The organism is Vibrio sp. 10N.286.51.C3 (assembly GCF_003050065.1).
Lineage (GTDB): Bacteria > Pseudomonadota > Gammaproteobacteria > Enterobacterales > Vibrionaceae > Vibrio > Vibrio crassostreae.
In genome coordinates, this window is record NZ_PIGC01000015.1 from 79,722 (window position 1) to 103,041 (window position 23,320).

Sequence of the window (23,320 nt, forward strand, 5' to 3'; positions counted from 1 at the left end):
CTTATTAGTAACCAATTTTGGTTTATTGCAGTAACCAAATTTGGTGTATATGCTTTCTTCCGAGTAACCAATTCTGGTTATTAATTTGGCTTCAAGGTGGATTGCTATGTACATCGTTCAAGTTTGCTCTGGAATTCTTCCTCGATACCTTTCTCATTATCAAGTTACCGATACTGGTCTTACTCCTGTTATTACGGTTAACAAATCTAAAGCATTGCCTTTGACTGATGCTGATATTCAAGACGCTTTCAATAGACTTCTTCCTGCTTGGCCTCTAATGAAAGTTGTTGAGGCTTAATTATGGATTCTATCTACTTCGACAACGAACCCAATCACGGTATCAACGCCTATTTTCCTTGGGGTCATAACTTCTTTAAGACTCAGCGTGAGTTCTTCCAGTTCATGGAGGTTCATTACGGCATGGTGTCATTTCAGATTGTCGAAATCACCGATGAGAACTACCAAGAGCTTTTGGTTAAGGGTGTGTTCCATGCCATCTAAAAAGCCTCATAAGTTCCATGATGAAATTCGTCCGGTTCAAGTGGATCACCTAGCGTTTTCATTTTCGTACGGTTCGCTTAGACACTTGGATAACTCGAACGAACAAGACTTTATCAACATGCAGTTTCCTGAATTTAAAAAGCAAAGCGTTAAAGGTCGCTTTAACTCATCGGAAGCTATAGAGAAATCAATCGAGTTACACCGTAACAAGTGTCGTAAGGTTTTAGGCGATAGGTTTGATGAGTTCATGTTTAAAGTCTTTAACTTCCGTCTGTCTCCTATGCGAGGCCGTGGCTTGCATGGCTATGAAGATTCAATGGTGATTTACGATTCTACGGGAACGGTTGAATGTGGTTTGGTGGGTATTGGCGGTAACAACGACACGGTTTACGTACAAATCAATGGTACGGGTTGCGCTAAGTTGTTCGACTTCACCACACACAAAAAGGTGCATTGGTGGTTGTCACTTTTGGGTATCACTCGCCTAGCCCGTTTGGATCTCTGCGTGGATGACTACACCGGAATCTTTGACTGTAAGTATGCTGAGAAATGTTTTTATGAGGGAGCATTTCGCACTGCTTCTCGTGGACGTGGTCCGACAATGGTTCCTCATAAGCGCGTTTCACAATCCGGTGAATTATCAGAGGAAGCTGTCCTTGTTGGCTCTCGTACCTCTGCAATTTACTGGCGTGTGTACAACAAGAAGTTTGAGCAAAACATCGCTGACCCTGAAGTGATTTGGTACCGCAATGAAGTGGAATTGAAGAAGTGTGATTTGGCACTACTCGCCTCGCCTGCTTCGGCCTTTGCTGGTCTGTGTGACTTCTCAGCAAGTATCGACCCTGCTGAACCGATGAAGATTGAGCTTAACAAAAAGAAGGCCGGTCTTGAGTTCTTTGCTCGTATTGCTTGGGTTCGTCGCCAATGTGGTAAGGCACTTTCTGAAGTTGTGGCAATGACTGAGGGTGACTTAGGTGAAGCATTCGGAATGCTCATTCCTACGCACCATAGACGCGCCAACTTTGAAACCTCGTTAGGTATTCCTGACGAATACACTAAACAGAAAATCGAAATTTTGGAGTCAAGAATATGCCTACAATAACTGGTATCTCTATCAAGCGTTTCCCGAAATCTAACATGGAGTTCGCGGAGCTGTCTGTCCTACGTGCCGTAGAAGAAGTCGATAACGAGAAGTTTCAGCAAACGGGTATCGGTTTCTCAACTGACATCCCTTACAACAAACAAGCTCTGAAAATTGATGTGGCCTACGCTCGTCAGCTTATCCAATCACGCGCTTTTGTTGCTAACCGTGAATACGAACTGAGCTTTGGTGCTAACCCAAATGATCCACTCGATATCTTGGTAAACAAACTTGTTCCTGTCGATGAAGAAGTCAAAAAGCACTTCGATAACTTTATGAAAGCTAACAAGGCTTAATTATGGAAACGGTCGTTTATCAATTAACTGGCAATGATTTGGATGCACTGATTGAAGCCCTAATTATTACCATGGTCGCGTTCTCACTATTTGGTCGTGTTTGCTCGTTTGTAATTGATTGGATTGACCGCTTGCTCCTGACGAGAACTATCTGTGATTTAGAGGTTAAAAGAGACTTTCTTTTGTCTGAAATTGGCTCTCTCAATCGTCAAAAAAGCGCTTCAAGTAAGGCTTAATCAATGAACTGCATTACGACCACTCAACAAGGTTACTTAAGAACGTCAACTGACTTTGATTGTCAGCTCGTAATGCTCACTGATACTGAATACAACAATTTAGTCACTGCGTCTCAGTCTTTGAACATCGACAGTGAACTCTATACCGCTGTTTCAGGTTGGATTTTATTATCTTTCGTTTCTGGCCATGTGCTAGGACGAATCTTAAAAACTCTTGGCAAAGGCTAAGGGTCAACTTTTAGTAACACACTCTTAAAAAAGGAAATATCATGAAAAAACGTCTATTGGTTCTAGGTTCTACTGCATTTGTATCTGCTTCTTCATTTGCTGATAACACTGCTATCACAACGGCTATCAACGAAGCTGTAACGACTGGTCAATCGAACTACGGTTTGGTTGTGGTTGGTCTTATCGGTCTTGCTGCGATTGGCTTTGGTCTTCGCGCTATCATGAACTCTATGGGGAACTAATGGGAGACATTGTCTCTCAAGTCGTAACCGTCCTGTTTGGGGTGGTTATGGCTATGTCATTCGTATATGGCGTATATACGGGTATCAATGCCTCCTAGTTTGGGGGCGTTTTCTTATCTGGGGTTTGCAGTGAAACGATATCAATACCTTTGTCTCCTAGTTCTTTTATCTGCTCCTGTGCTCTCGGCTGATGTGAGCTACTCTGGGACGTATTCTCAGCTTAAAGTTAAATTATGTTCAGATACTCCTCCAAGTCGTTCTTTACTTCCTAGCGGTAGTTTAGTTTGTGATGAAAACCCGCCGCAATCTAATACTCTTTGCGTTGGTAGTTGGGATTACTCGTCTACGGATGTTTTTAACTGTGGTTCTCAGGTTGAGCAAGACGGTGATTTAAACAATAACGGCATACCTGACAATGATGAAGATTGGGACGGTGACGGGCTTGCAAATGGTGTTGACCCGAACCCTACTCTTAACGACAACGCGGAGCTTGATGAGGACAATAACGGGATACCCGACAAACTTGATCCTTTTTTTGAACGGTATAAGGCCAGTCGAGCCGAGGTCGTTACTTGTGACGGGGCTGACCCCGATTGTAAGAGTTCTGATGTTGCTCTTTACGGGCTAATGAATACCAATAGAGATCTGACGAATATTATCAATCTTATGGTTTCTGGTGATGTTGACCAAAAGTTCTCTCGTACATTGCGGAACTTAAGAGAAACAATGACAAATCAAGAGCTACAAACTAGGGAAAAGCTAGAGGGTATCAAGCAAGCCATTAACAATATTGATACTGGTGGGGTCGATAATTCTGCTTTGATTAAGCGCGAGTTCCTAGACGTTGATGCTCAATTTTCTGAGGCTGATACGAAATTAGAAATGATTAATGACAATGTTCTTGATGTTAAGGGGTACATTTCAAACATAGGTGGGCAGCTGTATGAGGTTAAGCGTAGTGCTCAAAATGCTGCTGATTCATCAAATCAAACTTTGGATGCAATTAACAATCTTGACGTTTCCGGTTCTGGCTTGACTAGTCAGCAGAAAACTCAATTAAGAAATGCTGCTAAAGCCAATGCTAACCAGAAGCTACTCAAAGAGCTTAAACCATTAGCTGAACAGAACTTAGCTGTCACAAGAGCTGTTGAGCGTAACCTTGATTGGTTCAATGAAGATTTCACTGCTTACTCCGAAAAAACTGATGGTCAATTTTCACAGCTAAGCGATCAAATAGCGGCTATTTCTGGCGGTCAATCAACGGTTGATTTGTCCGGTGTTGAATCAAGCATCGATGCCCTATCAGATAAAATAGACGGACTTGATACCTCTGACATGTCGGGTGTAGAAAGTAAGCTAACTGACCTAATCGACGGTGTCACCAATGACAATAACTTTGTTGAGCCTACTTATGGCTTTAATGGTGAGGGCTTCATTGTCACTCAAAACCAAATTGCTGACGTTCAAAATGAAGTCCTAGAAATCAAACAAGAAATGACCGATGAATTTGAAAAGTTCAAAGCGTTATTCTCTATCGATACCAGCTCTTTTAATAACGGCACCTATAAAGAGCACACCTTAAATCTCAATGTTAACCATGCTGAACGCTCTTTCAAATCAGGCGTGCTCTCAGCTCTATTGGAGAACGCGACGATCATCTCAGCGGTTGTGATGTTCTTGTTTGTTTTGTCTGGTATCAGAATGTTAGGTAAGGATTAGTTATGGATTACATCTACTCTTTTATTGATTGGATTAGCTTACAGATGGCGTTTATTACGGACTTCTTTAAAGCTATCCCCCAAATGACGTTAGACCTCTTTTCATACATCCAGATTTTTATGATTAAGATGAAATTAAAAGCGGAATTGGAGTTCATTAAGCTCTCTTATAACTCGGCTCAAATCCTCTTAAAAGAGATCGGCTTTAACGACATCCTCTCCAAAGCTTTTAATGCTTTACCTGATGAATTGAGGTTTTATGCGTTTAAGTTTGGCGTTCCTCAAGGCCTTGCAGTCTGGGCTAACTTCTTCACTACCGCTTTAGTAATGAGGCTCTCTAGATAATGGCTATCACCATCAGAACGGGGGCTAACGGCTCTTACAAGTCTGCATACACGGCTTACTTCTCTATCTATCAAGCTCTAAAAGCAGGTAGAACGGTTGTGACTAACATGGAGGGTATGCAGCCCTTAACGGTTATTGAAGAGCGATTTAATATCCAGTTCCCTAGTACCGCAAAACTCTTTCGTATTGGCTCTAGGGATGAATCTGGCGTTCACCTTTGGACGCATTTCTTCTGTTGGTGCCCTATTGGTGCGCTTATCGTTATTGATGAGTGCCAGGATATCTTCTCTAAAAACGTGGGCTTTGATATTCGCAAAGTGAAGTACAAACCTTTATCTGACTTCATCACCCAATCGCCTCGTGACGGCTTGTTACCTAAAGACTACGAACGCTTTTTCAATTCTCGTTACACCCCTGCGAACATGGACGAACTACAAGATTCTGAAATCGATGATAGAGGGATTGCTGAGTACGATTCTGAAGGCAGGATTATCTATCCTCACAGCTTCAATGAAGGATTCATGAGGCACCGAAAGTATGATTGGGATATCGAGTTGCTTTCACCTGACTGGAAGCAAATCGATTCAGGAATCAAGGCATGTGCGAATCAGAATTTCTTTCATAAAGGGCGTGACCAGTTCTTTTGGACTAAGCGTAACCCTTATATTTTGAAGCATGATAAGTCGGTATCAACACCGGTCATTCCCAAAAAGAAAGACGTTAACTTAACCAACCAAAAAATCCCTCTAGACTCTTTCCTTCTTTACAAATCTACGGGGACAGGCAGCGCTAAACAACAATTAGCCATGAATACGCTTTTTCGTAACCCTAAAGCTATTTTGGTTTTCCTTTTATCCATCTTCTGTTTGGGGTACATAATCTATGACTTATCCAATCGTTATTTTGAAACTACTGAGACGGTGGAGGAAACGAGACAAGCAACGTCTTCAGCTGCCGTTCCTAAGCAAAGTGAAACACTACCTAGCAAAAATAATGAAGCTTCTGGGGATGTATCTTCTCGTGGGGATAGCAGTAAAGGCACTGACAAAGATAGCCTTTCTCATGTTCCTATAGCTGAGGTACTTCCTTTTGAGGGAATTAAGAAAGCGTTTGTAACGGGTGTCAATTTCGCTATCAAAAACGGCTCTATTGAACGTCATGTTAGCATCGAGGTGGAAGCGCTCGATGGTTTCTACTCTGTAAACGAACACTTTCTAAAAGCTTACGACATTACGTTTGACCGAATTGATGATTGCTTGTTGAAGCTGAACAGAGGCCAGCTGTCGAAGTTGATAACATGTAAGCCTTACGCAGCTGCCGCGGCCACTTTGCCAGAAGTGAGTCGAGCTGATGTAAGTTTGTTTTAACTAGCCCCGCAGGGATAAGAGAGTGCGAAGCGCGAACGAGGCACCGAGCCACACCGTAGAGGTTATTAGTCCGTATGTCTCAACTGGCGAGTGTTTCTAACTGCCAATGCCAATCTAAGTAGCACCCTCCCTCATCCTGCCAGAATCGCTCTTTAAAGCCTTGCCATATCGGTAAGGCTTTTTTGTGTTCACTGGCTTTCTTTAAGATCATTTGAGTGTCGAAAAGGATCTCTTTTCAGTGCTGACGGACAACAAGTGAGGACGACGAAGACTGAGGAGGACGAGCGCGGCGGGAGGAAGCCAACCCCCGTGTTGTATCACGGGGGTAAATTCGACCTACCTATCAGCACTCACACAACCCTGCTCTAGTTGCAAGCTTGCGCGCTAGTTCCTTGTGTTGAGCTATACAGAATTATTTTTTGATCTAATTATCTGCTTTATGGTCATAGGCCACTGTTTGCAAATGAAAATTTCCCGTAAAATACCAAGTCTTCCGGTTTCAATGGTTCAGCTGTTAGCGATGGTTACGCTTATGTTAATAGGGGCTTCAACTACGTTATATTGGCTTGTTCAGGTGTTTTTGAAATTTGTATAACAAAACGTGGTACCTCAGAGGGAAAAATGAAGATAAAGAACAAAAGTAGGCTAATGGAAGATTTTCCTCCAGCGGTTTTATACCTCGATGATATAGAAAAAATCGTAACGATTTTGGAGACGTCATTTGATGATGTTTTAGTGTCTACAGAAGATTTTGAAGACGTTACATTAACAGAACTTTCGACGTTAGCATCTAAGACTCAAGGTGAACGTTTCAATCGTTTGCACATTAGATGTAGAAATCCACATATTAGCTTAGAGTTCTTACCTTACAAAATAACAGCTTTTATCAGCGATGAACGTCCAGACGTTATCGGTGCTATTGAAATGATTAAAACTATTATTAAGTCAAGAAAGAGACCGTTTTTTAAACTAATAAAATGGAGCAGTTACATCGTTCCTGGAGTTATCGCAGGATTATTTATTTCAGAATCAGATAAAATAATTGCCTTTGGAATGCTCGCCACAGCAGCTCTGTTTTGTGCCCTTTCTATTCGTTATGAAATGTCGAGTAGTGTGATCGTCAAAACAACTACGAAATCTGACACTCCAAATATACTGTTACGAAACTCTGAATCACTCATAGTGGCAATTCTAGCTGCACTGGTTGGTTCTATAGGATCTTATGTACTAACAAAGTACCTGTGAAATAATGTACAAAAAATAGTTTAAGAGGGATTCCCAACGCTTAGAGTTTTTCATTCCATCGTTGGGATTCTTTGTTTACTGTGGCAGAATTTATATTGTCATCAACCTTTTCTCTTAATGCTTGCTATAGCTCTTGCTAGGTTTAATAAGTGAGTAGAAGTCTTAATCTCTAGTTCAGACTGAATCCCCAATAGTGCAATCCCTGCCAATATTTGTTGTGGCCTCACCACTTGGCCTGTCGGCAACTCCATCTTGTCGTATAACATTTTGAACTGTAACCAATCTTCACTAATGCTTAGTTCCCGGCCTTTTGCCATTCTCATTAGCCTTTTGCACTCAGGCGGTATTGGTTTCCCTTCGTCCCATCCCGTGACCGTTCTCACAGTTTTAAAACACAGTTCCGCGACCTCTTCCTTGGTCATTTGACATTCTAACTCTCGAAAAATGTAATTCTTACTCATTTCGCGATACTTCAATGATAAAACCTCTAAATACAAGAGGTTGCAGTGATTCAAGGAGATATGCACGATTGAACATAAGCAGACATAATACGTAGTGGGATTGTTAGAGCAATTTAGTAATGTCCGGTTTGAACTACTTTAAAATATCCGCCTAATCTAACGTATTGGTCTTTTTAAGCATGCAGCAGCGCTCTTTAAGATCACAAAAAACAAATAGCTATATGTACCCAACGTCTGTACCGTCCGTAATTCGATCTCCGTGCACACAAACTTTATCAACAGAAAGCTTTTCTCTTCTCGTTTCCTGATTCATGCTCATGTTTGTAGTCATTTTTGCTGTGTTGTGTGTGAATCTTGTGGGCATTGGTTGTTGTTTTCTTTTCAGATTTCACACAGGCGACCATCTTTATTGATAACACCAAAACGACACCTTTATCAGTAGCCAATCAAATTGAATTATTTTACCTACAACCGTCACCAACTTTTCATGTGGCTCTTCTTCTGGCGCCAATGTTCGTACTAACATCTAAAACCGTTAACATGCGTACGCGTTTCACATGGGTACTTTAATGTCACGCTTAGTTTATGGGATGTCGTTGGAATCGATCTAGAGCATATATCCGATAGCTTTCAGGTATTTACACGAAGCTTATTAAACTCAGCAGTCCCTGTTTACCAACCTCACCCAGATAAACTAAAAGTTACGTTGTATCTTATTTTCAACAAGCGAATGTTAGATTACTGTCGCTCAGCTGCCAGATAAACCACTTAAACAGGCTACTATTTCATGTTTAAATTTTGATCTATCAAACAGTTATATGAATATATTTGGTGATTAGGCAATCAAATGCTATGCATTCAGGTCTCAGCTATGAATTAAAGTGTTAACATCAGGCAATTTTGTAAACTAGGTGTTTGATATGTTGCCTAAACTTTATAAGTTCAGATCCCTCCATGATAGAAACATACAGTCGATTGCCGAGTGTTCGCTGTGGTTCGATTATGCTAAAACTTTCAATAACCCTTTTGAATCTAACCACATATTCAAGAATGAACTTCAAAACAATTTCAAGGTTATGTGTTTTTCTCAATCCAGCGACCACCCTATACTATGGTCTCAGTATGGCGACAACTTTAAAGGTATGTGCATCGAGTATGACCTCAACTGCTATAACGGTGAGGCCAATCTCAACTGTTTCGAAGTCCAATACGAAGATGAGCCAAGCATGTTCCACTCAGTATCGTTGGGGGAATTGCAAGGATCTGAATTGGGATCTGAAATGTTCAAGGTTAAGCACTCTAATTGGTGCTACGAAAAGGAATACCGTTGGGTGCTATCTGATGAGGAAATGATCGGTAATAAGCTCTACCTTAATAGAGAATGCCTAAGCTCGGTGATTCTGTCAGAGCACGCTCCTGCCGACAGGAAGTTGAAAGTTCTGATGACTTGCCAGCGCCTTGGTATACCCGTTAAGCATGCAATTGCCAAGCAGGAGTCGTTTACATTCGAAGTGGTCTGTTAAACGGTATACAGCAAGATTTACAGGCGCTTTCATTACGTTACAGTGCAACAAAAAAGAGAGCCACATTTAATGTGGCTCCCTTTTTACATGTTCGTCGTCAGTTTTCCAGGCACTTGATCTTGCATCTGCTCAATCGTCGCTATAGACATTTGAACAGTTGAAAACCAATAAGGTCGGTGCTTAACGTTAAATAACTCACTATTCTCTAACGCTTCGAAAACAGAATACTTCCTACCTTGAGCCAAAGCTGCCCCATAAACCGTTCGCTCAAGTACAGGAGTGTCATTCACTTCCTCTAGAAGTGCCCTCTTTATGAACTGGTTTCCAGGGCTCCAATCTATAAATTCAACGAGGTTTTTTAGTAGTTTAAGCTCTAACTGCTCGACCATCGCTTCGAGAAACTGTGTATTTGGCATCACCTCAGTACAAGCATAATATTCGTCATGTTTGTCACTTGCTTCACGATAACCAAGCATCGTTTTTACCAATGCGTCTTCAAACGTGGAAGAAAAGTGGTTACAAATTAGAAACAAAGGCAGAACTCGCAACACGCCAAGTAAAATTCCTACGTTTGGATCTTTAACTGACGTTTCTTGAAGTCGAATTCGAGTCGCATTTGACGTCACGACCAAGTGCTGCCAAACCTTAGGTGTGATGTGTTTAATATTGCCATCATTCCACTTGATCAGCTGTTGACTCATTAACAAAGGGAACAATAAACGACAATTTTCAATACCTATCTGTCGTGCTGCAATTTTTGGATCGAGAATCACCTTAGATTTCTTTCCATATTTATCTGCAAACTCTTGATTGGAAACAAACTCAATTAAACTTGAGCTCAATGGCCTACTTTTCGCGGATATTTCATGGAGTTTGGAAAAGTTTAAAGATGGCGAATACGCAACACTAGCGAATTGATTGTAATCGGGTAAGTCTGAAAACAACGAACTTATTAAGGTACCTTGAAGCTTCTCAAGCATTAGCGCAGAAGCGGCATTGCTGACATCATCGATAACGTATCGTAAGGTTTGTTGCTTCGCGTCGACTTTCTCGCGATGAGCATTGACTCTATCCTGCTCGCAGCGCAATAAAATACGTTGGTTGTGAGATATGCGGTCAGATTCATCAAATATGACGCTATCACAATACCTATTTTCCAAACTTAGTAACGTGTCTACTGTAGATTGTGCGAGCTTATATTCAGGTGAGATTAACCATCGATTAAAGCGAGCTTCAACATTGATTGAGACCTTCCTTGAGATCTCAACGACTTCAGGGGTATAACTTTTATTTGCTAACAACAACAGTGACTTTCCTTTGCCGTAAATGCTCTTGTATCGGCATATCCTGCCTTTATAACAAAACTAATATTAATAGAAATTAGAGATTGGTTCACGAAATTGTTTCAATAAAATTAAGGATATTTAGTTATAGTGCGTTGAGAGTGGCTAGTGTGTGATATGTAGCCGGATATACTTTTCTGGAAAGCTGTATTTGAACCTTTTCTTCGTCGGTAGATTTTTTTTTGCCTGCTTGCAAACTTTACTATCTCCAGACGTTCTCACCTTTTTGATTCTTGCGTAACCTTTAGAGTGCTTCATCTCAATCATCAGATCGCAATAACCCTCGAAATCAACATTACTCTTGTTGAGCCCTTTCATGACGGTGACTTTTATCTTTTTGGCTACAGGATTAACCAATGCATCGTCGGGAAAAGCGACTGGGGATAAAAAACATAATAGTAATACTAGGTATCTCATACTGCTCTCTCTTTGTTGAGGGTGAGAACAGTATGCGGAGATTTAAGAGAAATGAAGGATTAACTTAGTATGAAGATTGACTAGCTAGCGCGTAACTCTCAACGATTACGCTTTCTTTGAGCCTTTAGACTTAAAACCATTATGCGGGAACACGTTACGAATACGTTGCTGTACGTTTTTAGGCACATCTTTAGTGAACTTGAGATTGTAGCCAGAACGTTTTGCATACACTTTTAGCTCACCTTTAAAGGTATTGTTATGACCAATCTCTTGAAGGTTATGCTTAAAGCTCGGTGGAAGATGCCCTTTAACTTGTTCGATCGCCCCGTCACTAAATTTAATTTTCAACACCGGTCGATCGACTGCTACTAACCAAAAAACTAATACCGCACCGATTAAGATTACGTACATCATAATGTCACCACTACTGTTGATGGTTATTTATCGTCAGAAAGGAGTTTGCTTAAGTCTTCTTTAAGGCTAGTCACCGTCTTGCTGGCCTGTTCACTACGAGACGCTTCGCTAACCAAATACTCGATGGCGTCGGAAAGCGTACAACCTAGCTCGTTCGCTCGTTGAGATAGTTTTTCCCATACACGATAATCAAGGTCGATTGATTTCTTCTTGGTGTGAACTTGTTCAGCATTGAAGTGGCGCTTTCGCTTAGCTCTGATCGCTTGTTTAAGCTTGTTATCGAGCTCAGGAGACATGTTGTTAGAGATCCACTCAAGAACACCCGTAGGCTGGTGTTCCAGCTTCAATAAGGCTTGAACAGCAACATCAGCTTCACTTGAATCAATATGGCAAGTGATCGATTCACCTTCTTTCCATTTTTTGACCAGATAGTTCCATTTCCAACCACATTCCAAGTTTTCAAGTTGCTGATATTTCATGTCTAATCTCGAGAGTTAATCCTAGTGACAGCGTAACCCAAAATGGGCTGTTTAACAATTATTGTCTTGAAAGAATAGACCAAGATCATACTTATATTAGCTTAGTGATTAGTAACTACCACATAGAGCTACAAGCGAGATCGGTTTTTCTATATACTCCCTACCTCATTATCATAATCAGAAACTTAAATGACTCAAGTAGATTGGCGACATGTTACGCCTCAGTACGACGAATATAGCGCTCAATTAGAGCAATTCCCTGACATCTCGCCTTTCCCGTTTTCAGATATTCAACATAGATTCAAAGATGCGCTAACCCGCTTTGTCCGTTTGTCTAACCTTTCGCGTGTTTTACTTGTAAACGCTCCGGACAATTCGATCTATCGTCAAATGATTGTTGAATCTCTAGTCACTGCTTTAGATGATCACACTCTACCGGTTATAAAAACTGAATCTTTAAATGCTGCCTCTCTTTTTGACCAAGTTCAATCGAAAGACGGTAAGGTTGTTGCGACAAAACCTGGCCTCCTGGCTAGAGCAAACAACGGTTATCTGATCGTTTCAGCAAACTTGATCTTAGCAAACCCAGGAAGCTGGTTACTGCTTAAATCTGCGCTGCTTGGTGAAGCCGTAGAGCCTATCAGTAGCAACCCTGAGCACTTGAACCAATCTCCAACTTTGCCTCTTACCTACAACATTAAGTTGATTGTGGTTGGTGATAGAGCTCAATTAGGTGACCTTGATTATCTAGACAGCGATATTCAAACCGGTTTTTGCCTATTTAGCGAAATTGAGCAAGATATCAAGATCTCTGAAGAGAATTTGACTCAATATCTTGGTTACCTTAAGTGGCTTCAACTACGCTATGAACTGCCAACCATCACGCAACAAGCGTTGACGGGCATTCTTACTGCCGGAGCAAGAGAGACTGAAGATCAAAGCTATACTCCATTATGCCCTATTTGGCACAATGCGTTATTGAACGAAGCTTTGATTGAAGCTAACAATGGTGAGATTGATATTCACCATATCCAACAAGCTCAACAACACAAATACAACCGAGAGTCGTACCTACCAGAACGCGCTCTTGATGATATTCGAGATGGCCAAGTCATTATTGAAACTGAAGGTGAACAAGTTGGTCAGGTTAATGGCCTAACAGTCATCGATGTTCCTGGGCACCCGATATCGTATGGTGAACCTGCACGAATTTCCTGTGTTATTCACTTTGGTGATGGTGATATTGCCGATGTTGAGCGCAAAGCCGAACTTGGTGGTAATCTTCATGCTAAAGGTATGATGATCATGCAAGCATTTGTGAGCAGCGCACTCAACCTTGAAGATCCGCTACCTTATGCCGCTTCTGTGGTATTTGAGCAATCGTATTGCGAAGTAGATGGCGATAGTGCTTCTCTTGCAGAACTTTGCTCTTTGGTGAGTGCTTTGTCTGAATACCCTATCAATCAACAAATTGCGGTTACTGGTGCAGTGGACCAATTTGGTCGTGTACAAGCGGTTGGTGGGCTAAACGAAAAAATCGAAGGCTTTTACCATGTGTGTAAGCACAATGGCTTAACTGGCGAACAAGGTGTGATACTTCCAAGATCAAATTTAAGGCACCTTGCACTGAAGCCAGACCTTATTGAAAGCATTAAGAATGAAGAATTCCATATTTGGTCTGTGTCTAATGTAGATGAAGCAATTCCTCTCATTATGAACAAACCATTTAGAGACGATGAACAAGAAAGCGTTCTGAGCAAAATCGCGGAACGTATTGAAAACTTTGAAAGACATGAGCACCCTATTGGAATCGTTGGACGCATTAAAAACTGGTTTGTCTAGTACTGATCGGACTTGTTTAGCGTACACCTGTTCACTAATATGCACCTATCAAAAATCGGAGTAATTGATAATGCAAAACAAACGTGATTCTTACACTCGCGAAGAGCTTCTAGCATCAAGCCAAGGCGAACTATGGCCACAAGGTCCTCAACTACCAGCACCGAACATGCTAATGATGGATCGCATCACTAAAATGTCTGAAACTGAAGGTGATTACGGTAAAGGTTTAGTTCTTGCTGAGCTGGATATTACTCCTGACCTATGGTTCTTCGATTGTCACTTCCCAGGTGACCCTGTAATGCCGGGTTGTCTAGGCCTTGACGCAATGTGGCAGCTGGTTGGCTTCTACCTTGGTTGGGTTGGCGGCGAAGGTAAAGGTCGAGCTCTAGGTGTTGGCGAAGTGAAATTCACTGGTCAAATTCTGCCAACAGCGAAAAAAGTAACTTACGAGATCCACATGAAGCGTGTTGTTAACCGTCGCCTAGTTATGGGTCTTGCGGATGGTCGCGTACTTGTTGATGGTAAAGAGATCTACGTTGCTAAAGATTTGAAAGTTGGCCTTTTCCAAGATACGTCAGCATTCTAATCTAACTATTAGATTTTTAATAAAGCAGCCCATGGCTGCTTTATTTTCATTTCAATAAATTTAGTTATAGTGCATTAAAATATCCCGTATTAAGCTTGAAACAGGATAAATCCACCAGCGATACGCTTATGATAGCGAAACTAGAATTCTATATAGCTCTGGGAATCTTTGTATTGTTCTGAAACTAACAAGGCTCCAGCCGTTGTAATCAACAGACAATGGAGCCCTGACCTTGAATTCTTTACGCCCTATCTACTTATAGAGACCTGATTGCTTATCATCTTTGGCATCACGCCAACCACCTAACCAATAAGACCGAGAGTCCATTTGGCTATATGGGCAAGCTTCTTGCGACCTACCATTTAAACCAGCTTTGTAGCCTTGAGATTGTGCTCGTTCTAGTCGATCACGCTTTTGTCTCTTCATAGTGCAGTCCTCATACGGGTGTTCCATTTACTAACATACAATGATTACAACTTTGCGGAGTTTTTGTGACTCCAACTTTAAGAATCGATCAGATTTTCACTTTTCTCAAGGCGAAAAAAAGCCCGAGTTCAGAATTGTGAACTCGGGCCCAAGAGATAAATTATTTAAATTTTCTGCGGAACCCTAACAGACCAAGCACAGTCAAAGTTAACCAACCTAGGCTACCACCTTGACGATCAACTTTCTCTGAGTCGGCACTACGAGTTTGGATATCAGCTTTAGTTGCACCGGCAATTGGTACAAGCTTAACTGCAACAACCTCTTCTACCGCGTTAGATGACGCGCCACCACAGTATGAGTTGTGAGACGTTGTGTCATACGGTTGAGTCGTTCCTCCAACTGTACATTTGATAGCAGTAGCAGAGATCACACCAGCATCGTTAATGTCAGTAGCATCAATAATTCGGAACTTGTTGTTCTCTCCGGAAACATTACCATCATTTGTTAGATCATCTAACCACCAAGCCTGACCGTTAAAGATGTCTACACGACGAGCTTCAGTTGATGAAGACACGTTATAAGGATATATAAAGCCTCTGTGTCTTCTTTCACTACCATCAACCTCACGAGTGGTTTCTGCATCTATTTGGCCAACAAACTCATTAAAGTTGTTAACTGCTTTAGCTTCACCGCTCGAACCACCAAAGAAGATACCACCAGACAAGTACGTTGCTGTTGGGTTTTTAGCATCGGTTACAACGAAAGGCTTATTACCTGCACTACCACTCTCTGGTACATAACCATTACGCTTAGAATAACCAACAGCGAACAAATTATCGTTGATGTCAGTCGCTACAGAGTTACTGTATCTAGCATCGTCGTTAGACGAGCCTGACTTAACCTCTGCACCGCTAATCTGTGTAGTCGTCCATGTTGCACCAGTAAGATCTAATGAGTCACTCACAAAAACACTGGCGTTCATGTCTTGTAGGTCACCATTACCATCTGCAGTATTATAGCCAACACCGTAAAAACCAGAACCTGATTCAACGATTGAACGCATACTGCCTTGAGCAAAGTAATCACCTTGTTTAGCGTCACCGCTGCGAATCCAATCGATTTCTTTGGTCGTAGTACCGTCCCAGATCGCCGCTTTAGAAGCATAGGCCTTATCTGGTTCTGATGTATCAGTCGGAACAAACTCTTCAGAGACACTACCTACATTATAAACAGTACCGTTGCTTGCCTTAATCGCTTTCCATGCACGAGTTTCAGACGTACCAGTAGGCCCAGCCGTCGTCGTAAACATCGCGTTATTGCGAATATCACCTTTAGATTTAACACCTAGTGGTTGAGCATTGTCATCTAGAGAGTTAATTACCGTATTACGAGTGTCAAATGTAGCGCCACCTTCGACAAAGGCTTTAGCATTGACGTGAGTAAGGTCATTTCTTTCCTTGCTCCAAGTATCATTCCAACGGTTTTGCGCCCAACTTTCACATGTAGAGTATCTTAGCTCTCGGTAGCAATAGTTTTCGAAATCATCGAACTCTTGGATGTATTGGAACGGAGCGTCCATAGCGAAAGGCACTTCTTCGCGATAACTTACAGCTTCGACTGTATTGCGAGTTTCACCAGCCAATTTGAAGCTGTCACACGCAACACCACCGACAGTACCAGTAGTAAAACAACTCTCTGTTCCAGAAACAGTCGCTGGCTGAATCGCAACACCAAAGATCTCTGATGCGCCAGTAATCGAAGGAGTAACTTCCACTACCTTATAAAGCGCAGCATTCGCATTAGTTGCAGCAAAAACTAATGCTGCAACTGTTGTTAATTTAAATTTAGTACAAGTCATTATTACTTCTTAACTTTCCTGTTGTAGTGCCTCGAGCTCTTCCCAGCGCTCAAAAGCAACTTCAAGCTCCTGCTCTGCTGCAGATAGCTTATCTAATACTGGTTGTGTCTGCTCTACAGATTTTGAAAAGAAGCTTGGATCGTTGACTTCTTCCTGAAGAGTTTCAATTTGAGTTTCCAATTCTTCTAAACGCATTGGTAGCGCTTCTAGTTCTCGTTGTAGCTTATACGATAACTTCTTAGGTTTAGCCTTAACTGGCGCAGTTTTGGGAGTTTCCTCAACTACTTTCTCAGGCTTTGATGGCTTTTCAACCTGTCGGTACTCTAATGCTTGTTTTCTTTGCTGCTGAGCATCGTGATAACCACCAACAAATTCTTCAATAACGCCATTACCTTCAAAGATCCAACTTGTCATAACCGTGTTATCAACAAACTGACGATCGTGGCTCACTAAAAGAAGCGTACCCTGATAGTTGGCAAGCAAATCTTCTAAAAGTTCCAAAGTTTCGATATCTAGATCGTTGGTTGGCTCATCGAGAATCAATAAGTTGTTCGACTTAAGGAAGATACGAGCTAGTAACAGACGGTTTTTCTCACCACCAGATAGTGCTTTAACAGGAGTACGAGCACGTTTTGGAGAGAATAAGAAATCTTGTAAGTAGCTGAGTGCATGACGCTCACGGCCACCTACAGTGACTTCTTGCTTACCATCCGCTAAGTTATCGATTACAGACTTCTCAGGGTCTAGAATTTCGCGGTATTGGTCGAAGTAAGCCACTTCAAGTTTAGTACCACAATGCAGACGACCTGAATCAGGCTTAAGCTGGTCAAGAAGCAGCTTAAGTACCGTACTCTTACCACAACCGTTAGGACCAATCAGAGCGATACGATCACCACGCATGATGTTGAAGCTGAAGTCTTTAACAATCTCTTTGCCTTCGAAGCCAAAGTTAATGTTCTCAGCTTCAAATACAATCTTGCCTGAACGCTGGCCATCGTCGATTTGGATGATCGCTTTGCCTTGCACTTCACGACGGTTCAAACGTTCTTCACGTAGCTTCTTAAGCGCACGTACGCGGCCTTCGTTACGAGTTCGACGAGCTTTAATGCCTTGACGAATCCATACTTCTTCCTGAGCGAGCTTTTTATCAAATTCAGCGTTCTGCATCTCTTCAACACGAAGCGCTTCTTCTTTCTCAACAAGATAGTTTTCGTAATCACCCGGGAAAGAGCTCAATTTACCGCGATCAAGATCGACAATACGTGTTGCCATCGATTTAATGAACGCACGGTCATGCGAGATAAAGATGATTGAACCGCGGAAGTCTTTCAGGAAACCCTCTAACCATTCAATGGTCGCAACATCCAAGTGGTTAGTCGGTTCGTCAAGTAGAAGCACGTCAGGATCACATACAAGCGCACGAGCAAGCGCCGCTTTACGTTGCCAACCACCAGATAAATCAGTCAGCTTTGTTTCAGCTGTCAACTTAAGTGCAGCCAATACGTTGCTTACGCGATCTTCAAAGCGCCATGCATTCGCATGATCCAATTGCTCTTGAACACGAGTAAGACGATTTAGGTTCTTTTCACTAGGGTCAGTACCGATGAGATCCAGAAGATCATGATAGATCTTCAACTGTTCACCGATTTCCGCTAGGCCACCAGCAACGTAATCATAAACGGTACCTTGCTCATTGCGCGGTGGATCTTGCTCAAGGCGAGATACAACCACATCTTGTGTGATTTGCATCTTGCCGTCGTCCATGATGATGTTCCCAGACAGGATTTTCATCAACGTAGACTTACCTGCGCCATTGCGCCCTACTAAACACACACGTTCGTTTTCTTGCAGTGCGAAGTCCGCACGATCTAATAACGGGTGATCGCCAAACGCTAATTGCCCATTATGAATTGTAAGTAATGCCATTCTTCTTTAACCAATCTTTAAGTTCTAACAAGCCAAATGGCCAGTTAAGCTCTGAGCTTTGAGAAAGGTCAGAGCTTTCAAATTTGAGCACCGGAATAGTGACCCCGTAACGGGAAAAGAGCTCATCATCAAATGCAATGTCGACAACGTTGACGTGATGGCTAATGTTTAACTGTTCCGTGAGTTGGAATGCCATCTCACATAGATGGCACCCTTCTGTACTGTAGAGAGTCAGCACTATATATCCTTATACAATCTCTTAACTACTTATGTGTAATCAACCAGCAGTTATGAATGTGCTTATTGCGAGAGAAGTCCAATGGAAGCGTCTTAGCTGAGATATTTTGAGCTTTAAGACCTAACGCTTCTAGACCTTCTAGATCCATTTTGAAGTGACGTTTGTTGTTAGAGAACACAATCGTGCCTTCTTCACGAAGAAGACGCTTAAGGTTTTCCATCAACTGAATATGATCACGTTGAACATCGAAAGATTGATCCATACGCTTTGAGTTTGAGAACGTAGGTGGATCAATAAAGATCAGGTCGTAAGAACCCTGCTCTTTAACCAACCACTGTAAGCAGTCAGCTTGCACAAACTGATGTTGACGACCAACACGGCCATTAAGCTCCATGTTCTGTTTTGCCCACTCAAGGTAGGTATTAGACATATCAACCGTTGTTGTAGAACGCGCGCCACCTACAGCAGCATGAACAGATGCACTGCCTGTGTAAGCGAACAGGTTTAGGAAATCTTTACCTGCAGCCATCTCACCGATACGACGACGAGTGATCTTATGATCTAGGAACAAGCCTGTATCTAAGTAATCATGAAGATTAACAATCAGCTTAACGCCGTATTCGTTCACTTCTAGGTTAGATGAGTCTTGAGCCATCTTCTGGTATTGAGAACGGCCTTTCTGCTTCTGACGAACCTTTAGAACCACATTGTTCGCTTCAACGCCCGTTACTTGAATAGAAGCACGGATGATATCGGTTAAGCGACGTTTTGCCTTCTCTTCCGGAACATCTTTAGGCGCTGCGTATTCTTGAATCACAAGGTGACCTGGGTATACGTCAATCGCTACATTGTATTCTGGTAAGTCAGCATCGTAGATACGGTAACAATCTAATTGCTCTTTCTTAGCCCACTTGCCAATTTTACCGATGTTCTTTTTAAGTCGGTTTGCAAAGTCAGGAGCAATCAGCTGTTCTTGCTCGCCCGTTGGACGTTCTGACATCGGACGATCTGAAATTGAGTAGTTCTTTTGGTGACACGGTAACGCACCATTATTCAATTTGAACTGTTTGTCTGCACGCATGCGTAAGCAGCTTAGTAACTCGTCTGAGCTAGAGAAGATAGATGCGTTGCAACCACCAAATTCCGCTTTAAGTTGTGCACCGAATGCGGTGTAAAGTGCAATTAGGCCAGGCTCTGTACCCAGACGCTCACCATAAGGTGGGTTAGAAACAATCACACCATCAGTAAATTCCGTAGGGCGCTTAAGCTTTGCTGCATCACCTACTTCGAATTCAATCAGATCTTCTACACCAGCACGACGAGCATTGTCGCGCGCTGTTTTGATCATGCGTTCATCGTTGTCGTAACCATAGAACTTACATTCTACTTTCTTAACGCCACGACGACCTTGAACGTTCGCTTCAGCTTTAACTTCAGCCCAAAGCTCTGGTTCGAAATCTTCTAGTGATTCAAAACACCACTTCTGGCGTTTAACACCAGGAGCCATGTTTGCAGCCATCATTGCCGCTTCAATCACTAACGTACCTGAACCACACATAGGGTCTAAGAATGGTTTCGTTGCATCCCAACCACTACGAAGAAGAATCGCTGCAGCAAGCGTTTCACGCAGAGGTGCGCGACCTGATTCAGGACGATAACCACGTTGGTGAAGACCGCTTCCCACCATATCAACACCAAGAATCGCTTTATCACGGTGTAGACGAACGTGAATACGAATGTCTGGGTTCTCTTTGCTGATAGAAGGACGAGGCAAAGACTTCTTCTCGAAGCAATCAACAACGGCATCTTTTACTTTCATCGCACCGTATTGGCTGTTACGGATTTCGTTGTTCGTACCATTAAAGTCAACAACGAAACGCTTAGAGCTATGGAATTGATTTACCCAGTTAACCGCAGTGGTTGATAGGTACAAATCCATGTCGTCCATACAAGTGAATTCAGAAAGGACACGTACAAATCGAGAAGCCAAACGGCTCCACAAACAACAACGATAAATTTGCTCATTGGTCGCTTTGAATTTAACACCTGCTTGAACAGGTTTTGCGTTTGTAATCCCTAGTTGGGTTAGTTCTTCAACTAATAAATTCTCAAGGCCGTTTGAGGTAACCGCTAGATATTGATTCATAGTGTTCTTTTATTGATAAAAATGAGCTCGATTATACCTGAATTTGTAACTAGAGCATCACACTAAACGCGTCTTTTCATTGAATCTTTCGACTAACTGGCTAGCAAATGCACAGTCTTGAAGCGATCGCTTACCCACATCCCCTTAGAACACAAGACCTATCGAACCAACTCCATTTCTGACCATTTGTTAACCAAAACAGCAATGTGAATTTATATTCACCTTTAAACTGGTATATACCAGGAGGGATTTATGGGTGAAATTTAGCTACAAAAGACCAAAAACAGGGAATAAAGATGGACCAACTACACTTCTAGCGATGAAAAAAAGCTGAAATTAAGGCGAAAAAATAGTCGTAAGTTCACTATTTAAATGGTTAAGCAGTGATGTATTTATCAGGATGAGGTTTTTTAGGCACAAAAAAATCGGCTATTGAGCCGATTTTGGGGAAGGTTTGACAGGTTTACGCGTTGCGATGTGTGTGAGAAATGATGGACTGAATAGAAGGCTAACCGACCATCGCAATGTGCGTTTGATGAAGAATAGCGTTCGCGTCTATCATTCTATCGTGCATGACCTTAATCGAGTCGCCAAAGCGTAACCCTTTTGAAGGTGTAAGCAGAAACTCTTCTAGGTCGACAAATGCACATAGGCTCGCGCACTCTCCCACTTCTAATACAATGAAATACCCTAAGCTATGTTCGTTATTCATTTGTACGATATCCCCTTCTTGAGGATATTCATGCCCAGCGCCCTGTGAGTCGAAGAACCAACTCTTAGGCTGTACAGGCTTATGGAAGCGTTTTGCTGCCACACAATAAAGCGCTAGTTCAGCTTGACGAGGCTCAGACAGTTCTAAGCCAGAAATTTGTTCTTTGAAGGTTTGGTATGAAGATGCGTCATCAACGGTGAATTCATTATCTCTAAACGCGCAGTCCACCAGCTTATTGCGGACCAGATTCGTTTTGAAAATCATATCCTCTCCGAGGTTTAGCATTAATGAACATTGCTGCTCATCGTAATACCAACTCCATGTATCGCTAGGTTTAAGCATCATTTCGTCTCACACTGTTGAACCATTCCATTAGGTAAAACGCAAAATTACCTTCAATTACAGTAATTTTACTGAGCAATAGGCAAAAAAAAAGAGGAAATGAATTCCTCTTTCTTATCGCTTTTCTCTACAACTCAGTAAGTTACAGTGTCTCTTTTAGTAAGACGATGCCAGATTGTCGCTTTTCAAGAATAAAAGCAATTTTAAGCTTATAGATTTTTAACGATGTCGCCAACTAGGCCTGGACCTTTGTAGATGAAACCAGAGTAAACTTGTACAAGCTTCGCGCCTGCCATCATTTTCTCTTTTGCAGCAACATACGAGTCAACACCACCTACTCCAATGATCGGCAGTTTGTCACCAAGCTCTTCGTGAAGTTTGCGAACTACTTCAGTGCTGCGAGATTGAACTGGACGTCCACTTAGGCCACCCGCTTCATCGCAATGTTTCATACCTTCAACGATTGAACGATCCAATGTTGTATTTGTTGCGATCACACCATCGATCTTATTTTTGATCAATGATTCACAAATTTGGCTAATTTCGTCGTCACTTAGATCCGGAGCAATCTTAAGAGCAAGAGGCACATATTTACCATGCTTCTCTTCCAGTTCAGATTGTTTGGTTTTAAGTTCAGACAACAGATCGTCTAGAGCTTCGCCGTATTGTAGAGAACGAAGTCCTGGAGTATTTGGTGAAGAGATGTTCACAGCAATGTAACCAGCGTATTGATATACCTTCTCCATACAGATCAAGTAATCTTCAGCGCCCTTTTCAATTGGTGTGTCTTTGTTCTTACCGATGTTAATACCTAAGATGCCATCGTAGTTCGACTTCTTAACATTCTCAACAAGGTTGTCGACGCCTAGGTTGTTAAAGCCCATGCGGTTGATGATACCTTCAGCTTCTACAAGACGGAATAAACGAGGTTTGTCGTTACCCGCTTGTGGACGTGGAGTCACTGTTCCTACTTCTACGAAACCAAAACCCATAGCGCCAAATGCATCAATACATTCGCCGTTTTTATCTAGGCCTGCCGCGAGGCCAACTGGGTTTTTAAAAGTAAGACCCATGCACTCTACAGGTCGATGAGGTAATTGTTGGCGATACAAAAGATCAATTGGTGTGCCTGTAAAGCGTTTGAAATTTTGAATTGCAAGATCATGTGCCTTTTCGGCATCAAGTTGGAAAAAGCCAGTTCTGGCTAGACGGTAAAGCATTGTGCCTCCGATAGAAAAAAGCCCCGTGTAAACGGGGCGATATTATTTACTTATTTACCCAACTATTC

The 23,320-nt window shown here is 42.0% G+C and carries 26 protein-coding genes; 14 read left to right on the forward strand and 12 right to left on the reverse strand.

All coding sequences use genetic code 11. The features are described 5' to 3' along the window. Positions 1–106: 106 nt before the first annotated feature. The 11 genes from CWO27_RS16450 (at position 107) to CWO27_RS16500 (ending at position 7,319) form a co-directional block, all read left to right on the forward strand. Positions 107–298, forward strand: a complete 192-nt coding sequence (locus CWO27_RS16450; protein ID WP_107899231.1) for a hypothetical protein — start codon at positions 107–109, stop codon at positions 296–298. Between the two features lie 2 nt (positions 299–300). After that, positions 301–501, forward strand: coding sequence for a hypothetical protein (locus CWO27_RS16455; protein ID WP_020699819.1), 201 nt, complete (start codon positions 301–303; stop codon positions 499–501). Next, complete coding sequence (locus CWO27_RS16460) at positions 491–1,603, forward strand: replication initiation factor domain-containing protein (protein WP_107899232.1); 1,113 nt, start codon at positions 491–493, stop codon at positions 1,601–1,603. Before CWO27_RS16455 ends, CWO27_RS16460 begins: the two co-directional genes overlap by 11 nt. Further along, positions 1,591–1,938 carry a DUF1293 family protein gene (locus CWO27_RS16465; RefSeq protein WP_107899233.1) on the forward strand — a complete coding sequence of 116 codons (348 nt, stop codon included), beginning with the start codon at positions 1,591–1,593 and terminating at the stop codon, positions 1,936–1,938. Before CWO27_RS16460 ends, CWO27_RS16465 begins: the two co-directional genes overlap by 13 nt. Positions 1,939–1,940: 2 nt before the next feature. Then, the gene (locus CWO27_RS16470) at positions 1,941–2,174 is read left to right on the forward strand and encodes a hypothetical protein (protein WP_107899234.1); all 234 of its coding nucleotides are present in this window, start codon (positions 1,941–1,943) and stop codon (positions 2,172–2,174) included. A 3-nt stretch (positions 2,175–2,177) separates the two neighbouring features. Beyond that, a complete protein-coding gene (locus CWO27_RS16475) occupies positions 2,178–2,402 on the forward strand; it encodes a hypothetical protein (RefSeq protein ID WP_048659346.1) in 225 nt (74 codons plus the stop codon). A gap of 41 nt (positions 2,403–2,443) precedes the next feature. Then, complete coding sequence (locus CWO27_RS16480) at positions 2,444–2,644, forward strand: hypothetical protein (RefSeq protein WP_055319872.1); 201 nt, start codon at positions 2,444–2,446, stop codon at positions 2,642–2,644. Between the two features lie 129 nt (positions 2,645–2,773). After that, positions 2,774–4,363 (forward strand): hypothetical protein, encoded by a 1,590-nt coding sequence (locus CWO27_RS16485; RefSeq protein WP_136975636.1) that lies wholly within the window; start codon positions 2,774–2,776, stop codon positions 4,361–4,363. Between the two features lie 2 nt (positions 4,364–4,365). Next, on the forward strand, positions 4,366–4,707 hold the full coding sequence (locus CWO27_RS16490; protein WP_048659343.1) for a hypothetical protein: 342 nt from the start codon (positions 4,366–4,368) through the stop codon (positions 4,705–4,707). Then, positions 4,707–6,074: a zonular occludens toxin domain-containing protein gene (locus tag CWO27_RS16495; RefSeq protein WP_107899236.1), complete on the forward strand. Its 1,368-nt coding sequence runs from the start codon at positions 4,707–4,709 to the stop codon at positions 6,072–6,074. The genes CWO27_RS16490 and CWO27_RS16495 overlap by 1 nt, the downstream gene beginning before the upstream one ends. Positions 6,075–6,722: 648 nt before the next feature. Then, on the forward strand, positions 6,723–7,319 hold the full coding sequence (locus CWO27_RS16500) for a hypothetical protein (protein WP_136975634.1): 597 nt from the start codon (positions 6,723–6,725) through the stop codon (positions 7,317–7,319). A gap of 101 nt (positions 7,320–7,420) precedes the next feature. On the opposite strand, the gene CWO27_RS16505 is transcribed toward CWO27_RS16500, so the two are convergent. After that, on the reverse strand, positions 7,421–7,795 hold the full coding sequence (locus CWO27_RS16505) for a phage protein (protein WP_107899238.1): 375 nt from the start codon (positions 7,793–7,795) through the stop codon (positions 7,421–7,423). A 905-nt stretch (positions 7,796–8,700) separates the two neighbouring features. On the opposite strand from CWO27_RS16505, the gene CWO27_RS16515 reads away from it, so the two are divergent. After that, entirely contained in the window at positions 8,701–9,303 is a 603-nt protein-coding gene (locus tag CWO27_RS16515) for a DUF2971 domain-containing protein (RefSeq protein ID WP_102432707.1), read from the forward strand. 83 nt (positions 9,304–9,386) lie between these two features. Here CWO27_RS16515 and CWO27_RS16520 read toward each other — a convergent pair whose 3' ends face one another. From CWO27_RS16520 to matP, 4 genes are all read right to left on the reverse strand, one after another. Further along, a complete protein-coding gene (locus tag CWO27_RS16520; protein ID WP_048661960.1) occupies positions 9,387–10,607 on the reverse strand; it encodes a hypothetical protein in 1,221 nt (406 codons plus the stop codon). 144 nt (positions 10,608–10,751) lie between these two features. Then, positions 10,752–11,063 (reverse strand): hypothetical protein, encoded by a 312-nt coding sequence (locus CWO27_RS23790; RefSeq protein WP_055318438.1) that lies wholly within the window; start codon positions 11,061–11,063, stop codon positions 10,752–10,754. Positions 11,064–11,168: 105 nt separating this feature from the next. Then, complete coding sequence (locus CWO27_RS16530; RefSeq protein WP_017059672.1) at positions 11,169–11,477, reverse strand: DUF3634 family protein; 309 nt, start codon at positions 11,475–11,477, stop codon at positions 11,169–11,171. A gap of 23 nt (positions 11,478–11,500) precedes the next feature. Then, positions 11,501–11,956, reverse strand: a complete 456-nt coding sequence (gene matP, locus CWO27_RS16535; protein ID WP_010440786.1) for a macrodomain Ter protein MatP — start codon at positions 11,954–11,956, stop codon at positions 11,501–11,503. Between the two features lie 189 nt (positions 11,957–12,145). Between matP and CWO27_RS16540 the strand changes: the two genes are divergently transcribed. Together CWO27_RS16540 and fabA are read left to right on the forward strand one after the other, a co-directional pair. Then, positions 12,146–13,798 carry an AAA family ATPase gene (locus tag CWO27_RS16540; protein ID WP_048660791.1) on the forward strand — a complete coding sequence of 551 codons (1,653 nt, stop codon included), beginning with the start codon at positions 12,146–12,148 and terminating at the stop codon, positions 13,796–13,798. Positions 13,799–13,868: 70 nt separating this feature from the next. Further along, a complete protein-coding gene (gene fabA, locus CWO27_RS16545) occupies positions 13,869–14,384 on the forward strand; it encodes a bifunctional 3-hydroxydecanoyl-ACP dehydratase/trans-2-decenoyl-ACP isomerase (protein WP_017059675.1) in 516 nt (171 codons plus the stop codon). A gap of 252 nt (positions 14,385–14,636) precedes the next feature. Here the strand turns inward: fabA and rmf are convergent, their stop codons facing one another. The 7 genes from rmf to pyrD form a co-directional block, all read right to left on the reverse strand. Continuing rightward, positions 14,637–14,810 carry a ribosome modulation factor gene (gene rmf / locus CWO27_RS16550; RefSeq protein ID WP_017059676.1) on the reverse strand — a complete coding sequence of 58 codons (174 nt, stop codon included), beginning with the start codon at positions 14,808–14,810 and terminating at the stop codon, positions 14,637–14,639. 160 nt (positions 14,811–14,970) lie between these two features. Beyond that, entirely contained in the window at positions 14,971–16,668 is a 1,698-nt protein-coding gene (locus CWO27_RS16555) for a DUF3466 family protein (RefSeq protein WP_102432708.1), read from the reverse strand. 9 nt (positions 16,669–16,677) lie between these two features. Beyond that, the gene (locus CWO27_RS16560) at positions 16,678–18,594 is read right to left on the reverse strand and encodes an ABC transporter ATP-binding protein (RefSeq protein WP_055318436.1); all 1,917 of its coding nucleotides are present in this window, start codon (positions 18,592–18,594) and stop codon (positions 16,678–16,680) included. Then, entirely contained in the window at positions 18,572–18,832 is a 261-nt protein-coding gene (locus tag CWO27_RS16565; RefSeq protein WP_102432709.1) for a glutaredoxin family protein, read from the reverse strand. Before CWO27_RS16565 ends, CWO27_RS16560 begins: the two co-directional genes overlap by 23 nt. Positions 18,833–18,857: 25 nt before the next feature. Further along, entirely contained in the window at positions 18,858–20,978 is a 2,121-nt protein-coding gene (gene rlmKL, locus CWO27_RS16570) for a bifunctional 23S rRNA (guanine(2069)-N(7))-methyltransferase RlmK/23S rRNA (guanine(2445)-N(2))-methyltransferase RlmL (RefSeq protein ID WP_102432710.1), read from the reverse strand. A 508-nt stretch (positions 20,979–21,486) separates the two neighbouring features. Next, positions 21,487–22,035 carry a cell division protein ZapC gene (locus tag CWO27_RS16575; protein ID WP_017059680.1) on the reverse strand — a complete coding sequence of 183 codons (549 nt, stop codon included), beginning with the start codon at positions 22,033–22,035 and terminating at the stop codon, positions 21,487–21,489. A gap of 206 nt (positions 22,036–22,241) precedes the next feature. Continuing rightward, positions 22,242–23,252, reverse strand: coding sequence for a quinone-dependent dihydroorotate dehydrogenase (gene pyrD, locus CWO27_RS16580; protein WP_017059681.1), 1,011 nt, complete (start codon positions 23,250–23,252; stop codon positions 22,242–22,244). Between the last annotated feature and the right edge of the window lie 68 nt (positions 23,253–23,320).

Excerpts from the sequence above, each read along its gene's own strand:
- CWO27_RS16460 (WP_107899232.1), top strand. The coding sequence starts at position 491 with ATGCCATCTAAAAAGCCTCATAAGTTCCATGATGAAATTCGTCCGGTT.
- CWO27_RS16475 (WP_048659346.1), top strand. The coding sequence starts at position 2,178 with ATGAACTGCATTACGACCACTCAACAAGGTTACTTAAGAACGTCAACT.
- rlmKL (WP_102432710.1), bottom strand. The coding sequence starts at position 20,978 with ATGAATCAATATCTAGCGGTTACCTCAAACGGCCTTGAGAATTTATTA.
- CWO27_RS16490 (WP_048659343.1), top strand. The coding sequence starts at position 4,366 with ATGGATTACATCTACTCTTTTATTGATTGGATTAGCTTACAGATGGCG.
- CWO27_RS16470 (WP_107899234.1), top strand. The coding sequence starts at position 1,941 with ATGGAAACGGTCGTTTATCAATTAACTGGCAATGATTTGGATGCACTG.
- rmf (WP_017059676.1), bottom strand. The coding sequence starts at position 14,810 with ATGAAGAGACAAAAGCGTGATCGACTAGAACGAGCACAATCTCAAGGC.
- CWO27_RS16500 (WP_136975634.1), top strand. The coding sequence starts at position 6,723 with ATGGAAGATTTTCCTCCAGCGGTTTTATACCTCGATGATATAGAAAAA.
- CWO27_RS16540 (WP_048660791.1), top strand. The coding sequence starts at position 12,146 with ATGACTCAAGTAGATTGGCGACATGTTACGCCTCAGTACGACGAATAT.
- CWO27_RS16515 (WP_102432707.1), top strand. The coding sequence starts at position 8,701 with ATGTTGCCTAAACTTTATAAGTTCAGATCCCTCCATGATAGAAACATA.
- CWO27_RS16575 (WP_017059680.1), bottom strand. The coding sequence starts at position 22,035 with ATGATGCTTAAACCTAGCGATACATGGAGTTGGTATTACGATGAGCAG.
- CWO27_RS16555 (WP_102432708.1), bottom strand. The coding sequence starts at position 16,668 with ATGACTTGTACTAAATTTAAATTAACAACAGTTGCAGCATTAGTTTTT.
- pyrD (WP_017059681.1), bottom strand. The coding sequence starts at position 23,252 with ATGCTTTACCGTCTAGCCAGAACTGGCTTTTTCCAACTTGATGCCGAA.
- fabA (WP_017059675.1), top strand. The coding sequence starts at position 13,869 with ATGCAAAACAAACGTGATTCTTACACTCGCGAAGAGCTTCTAGCATCA.
- CWO27_RS16530 (WP_017059672.1), bottom strand. The coding sequence starts at position 11,477 with ATGATGTACGTAATCTTAATCGGTGCGGTATTAGTTTTTTGGTTAGTA.
- CWO27_RS16450 (WP_107899231.1), top strand. The coding sequence starts at position 107 with ATGTACATCGTTCAAGTTTGCTCTGGAATTCTTCCTCGATACCTTTCT.
- CWO27_RS16455 (WP_020699819.1), top strand. The coding sequence starts at position 301 with ATGGATTCTATCTACTTCGACAACGAACCCAATCACGGTATCAACGCC.
- CWO27_RS16465 (WP_107899233.1), top strand. The coding sequence starts at position 1,591 with ATGCCTACAATAACTGGTATCTCTATCAAGCGTTTCCCGAAATCTAAC.
- CWO27_RS16495 (WP_107899236.1), top strand. The coding sequence starts at position 4,707 with ATGGCTATCACCATCAGAACGGGGGCTAACGGCTCTTACAAGTCTGCA.
- matP (WP_010440786.1), bottom strand. The coding sequence starts at position 11,956 with ATGAAATATCAGCAACTTGAAAACTTGGAATGTGGTTGGAAATGGAAC.
- CWO27_RS23790 (WP_055318438.1), bottom strand. The coding sequence starts at position 11,063 with ATGAGATACCTAGTATTACTATTATGTTTTTTATCCCCAGTCGCTTTT.
- CWO27_RS16560 (WP_055318436.1), bottom strand. The coding sequence starts at position 18,594 with ATGGCATTACTTACAATTCATAATGGGCAATTAGCGTTTGGCGATCAC.
- CWO27_RS16480 (WP_055319872.1), top strand. The coding sequence starts at position 2,444 with ATGAAAAAACGTCTATTGGTTCTAGGTTCTACTGCATTTGTATCTGCT.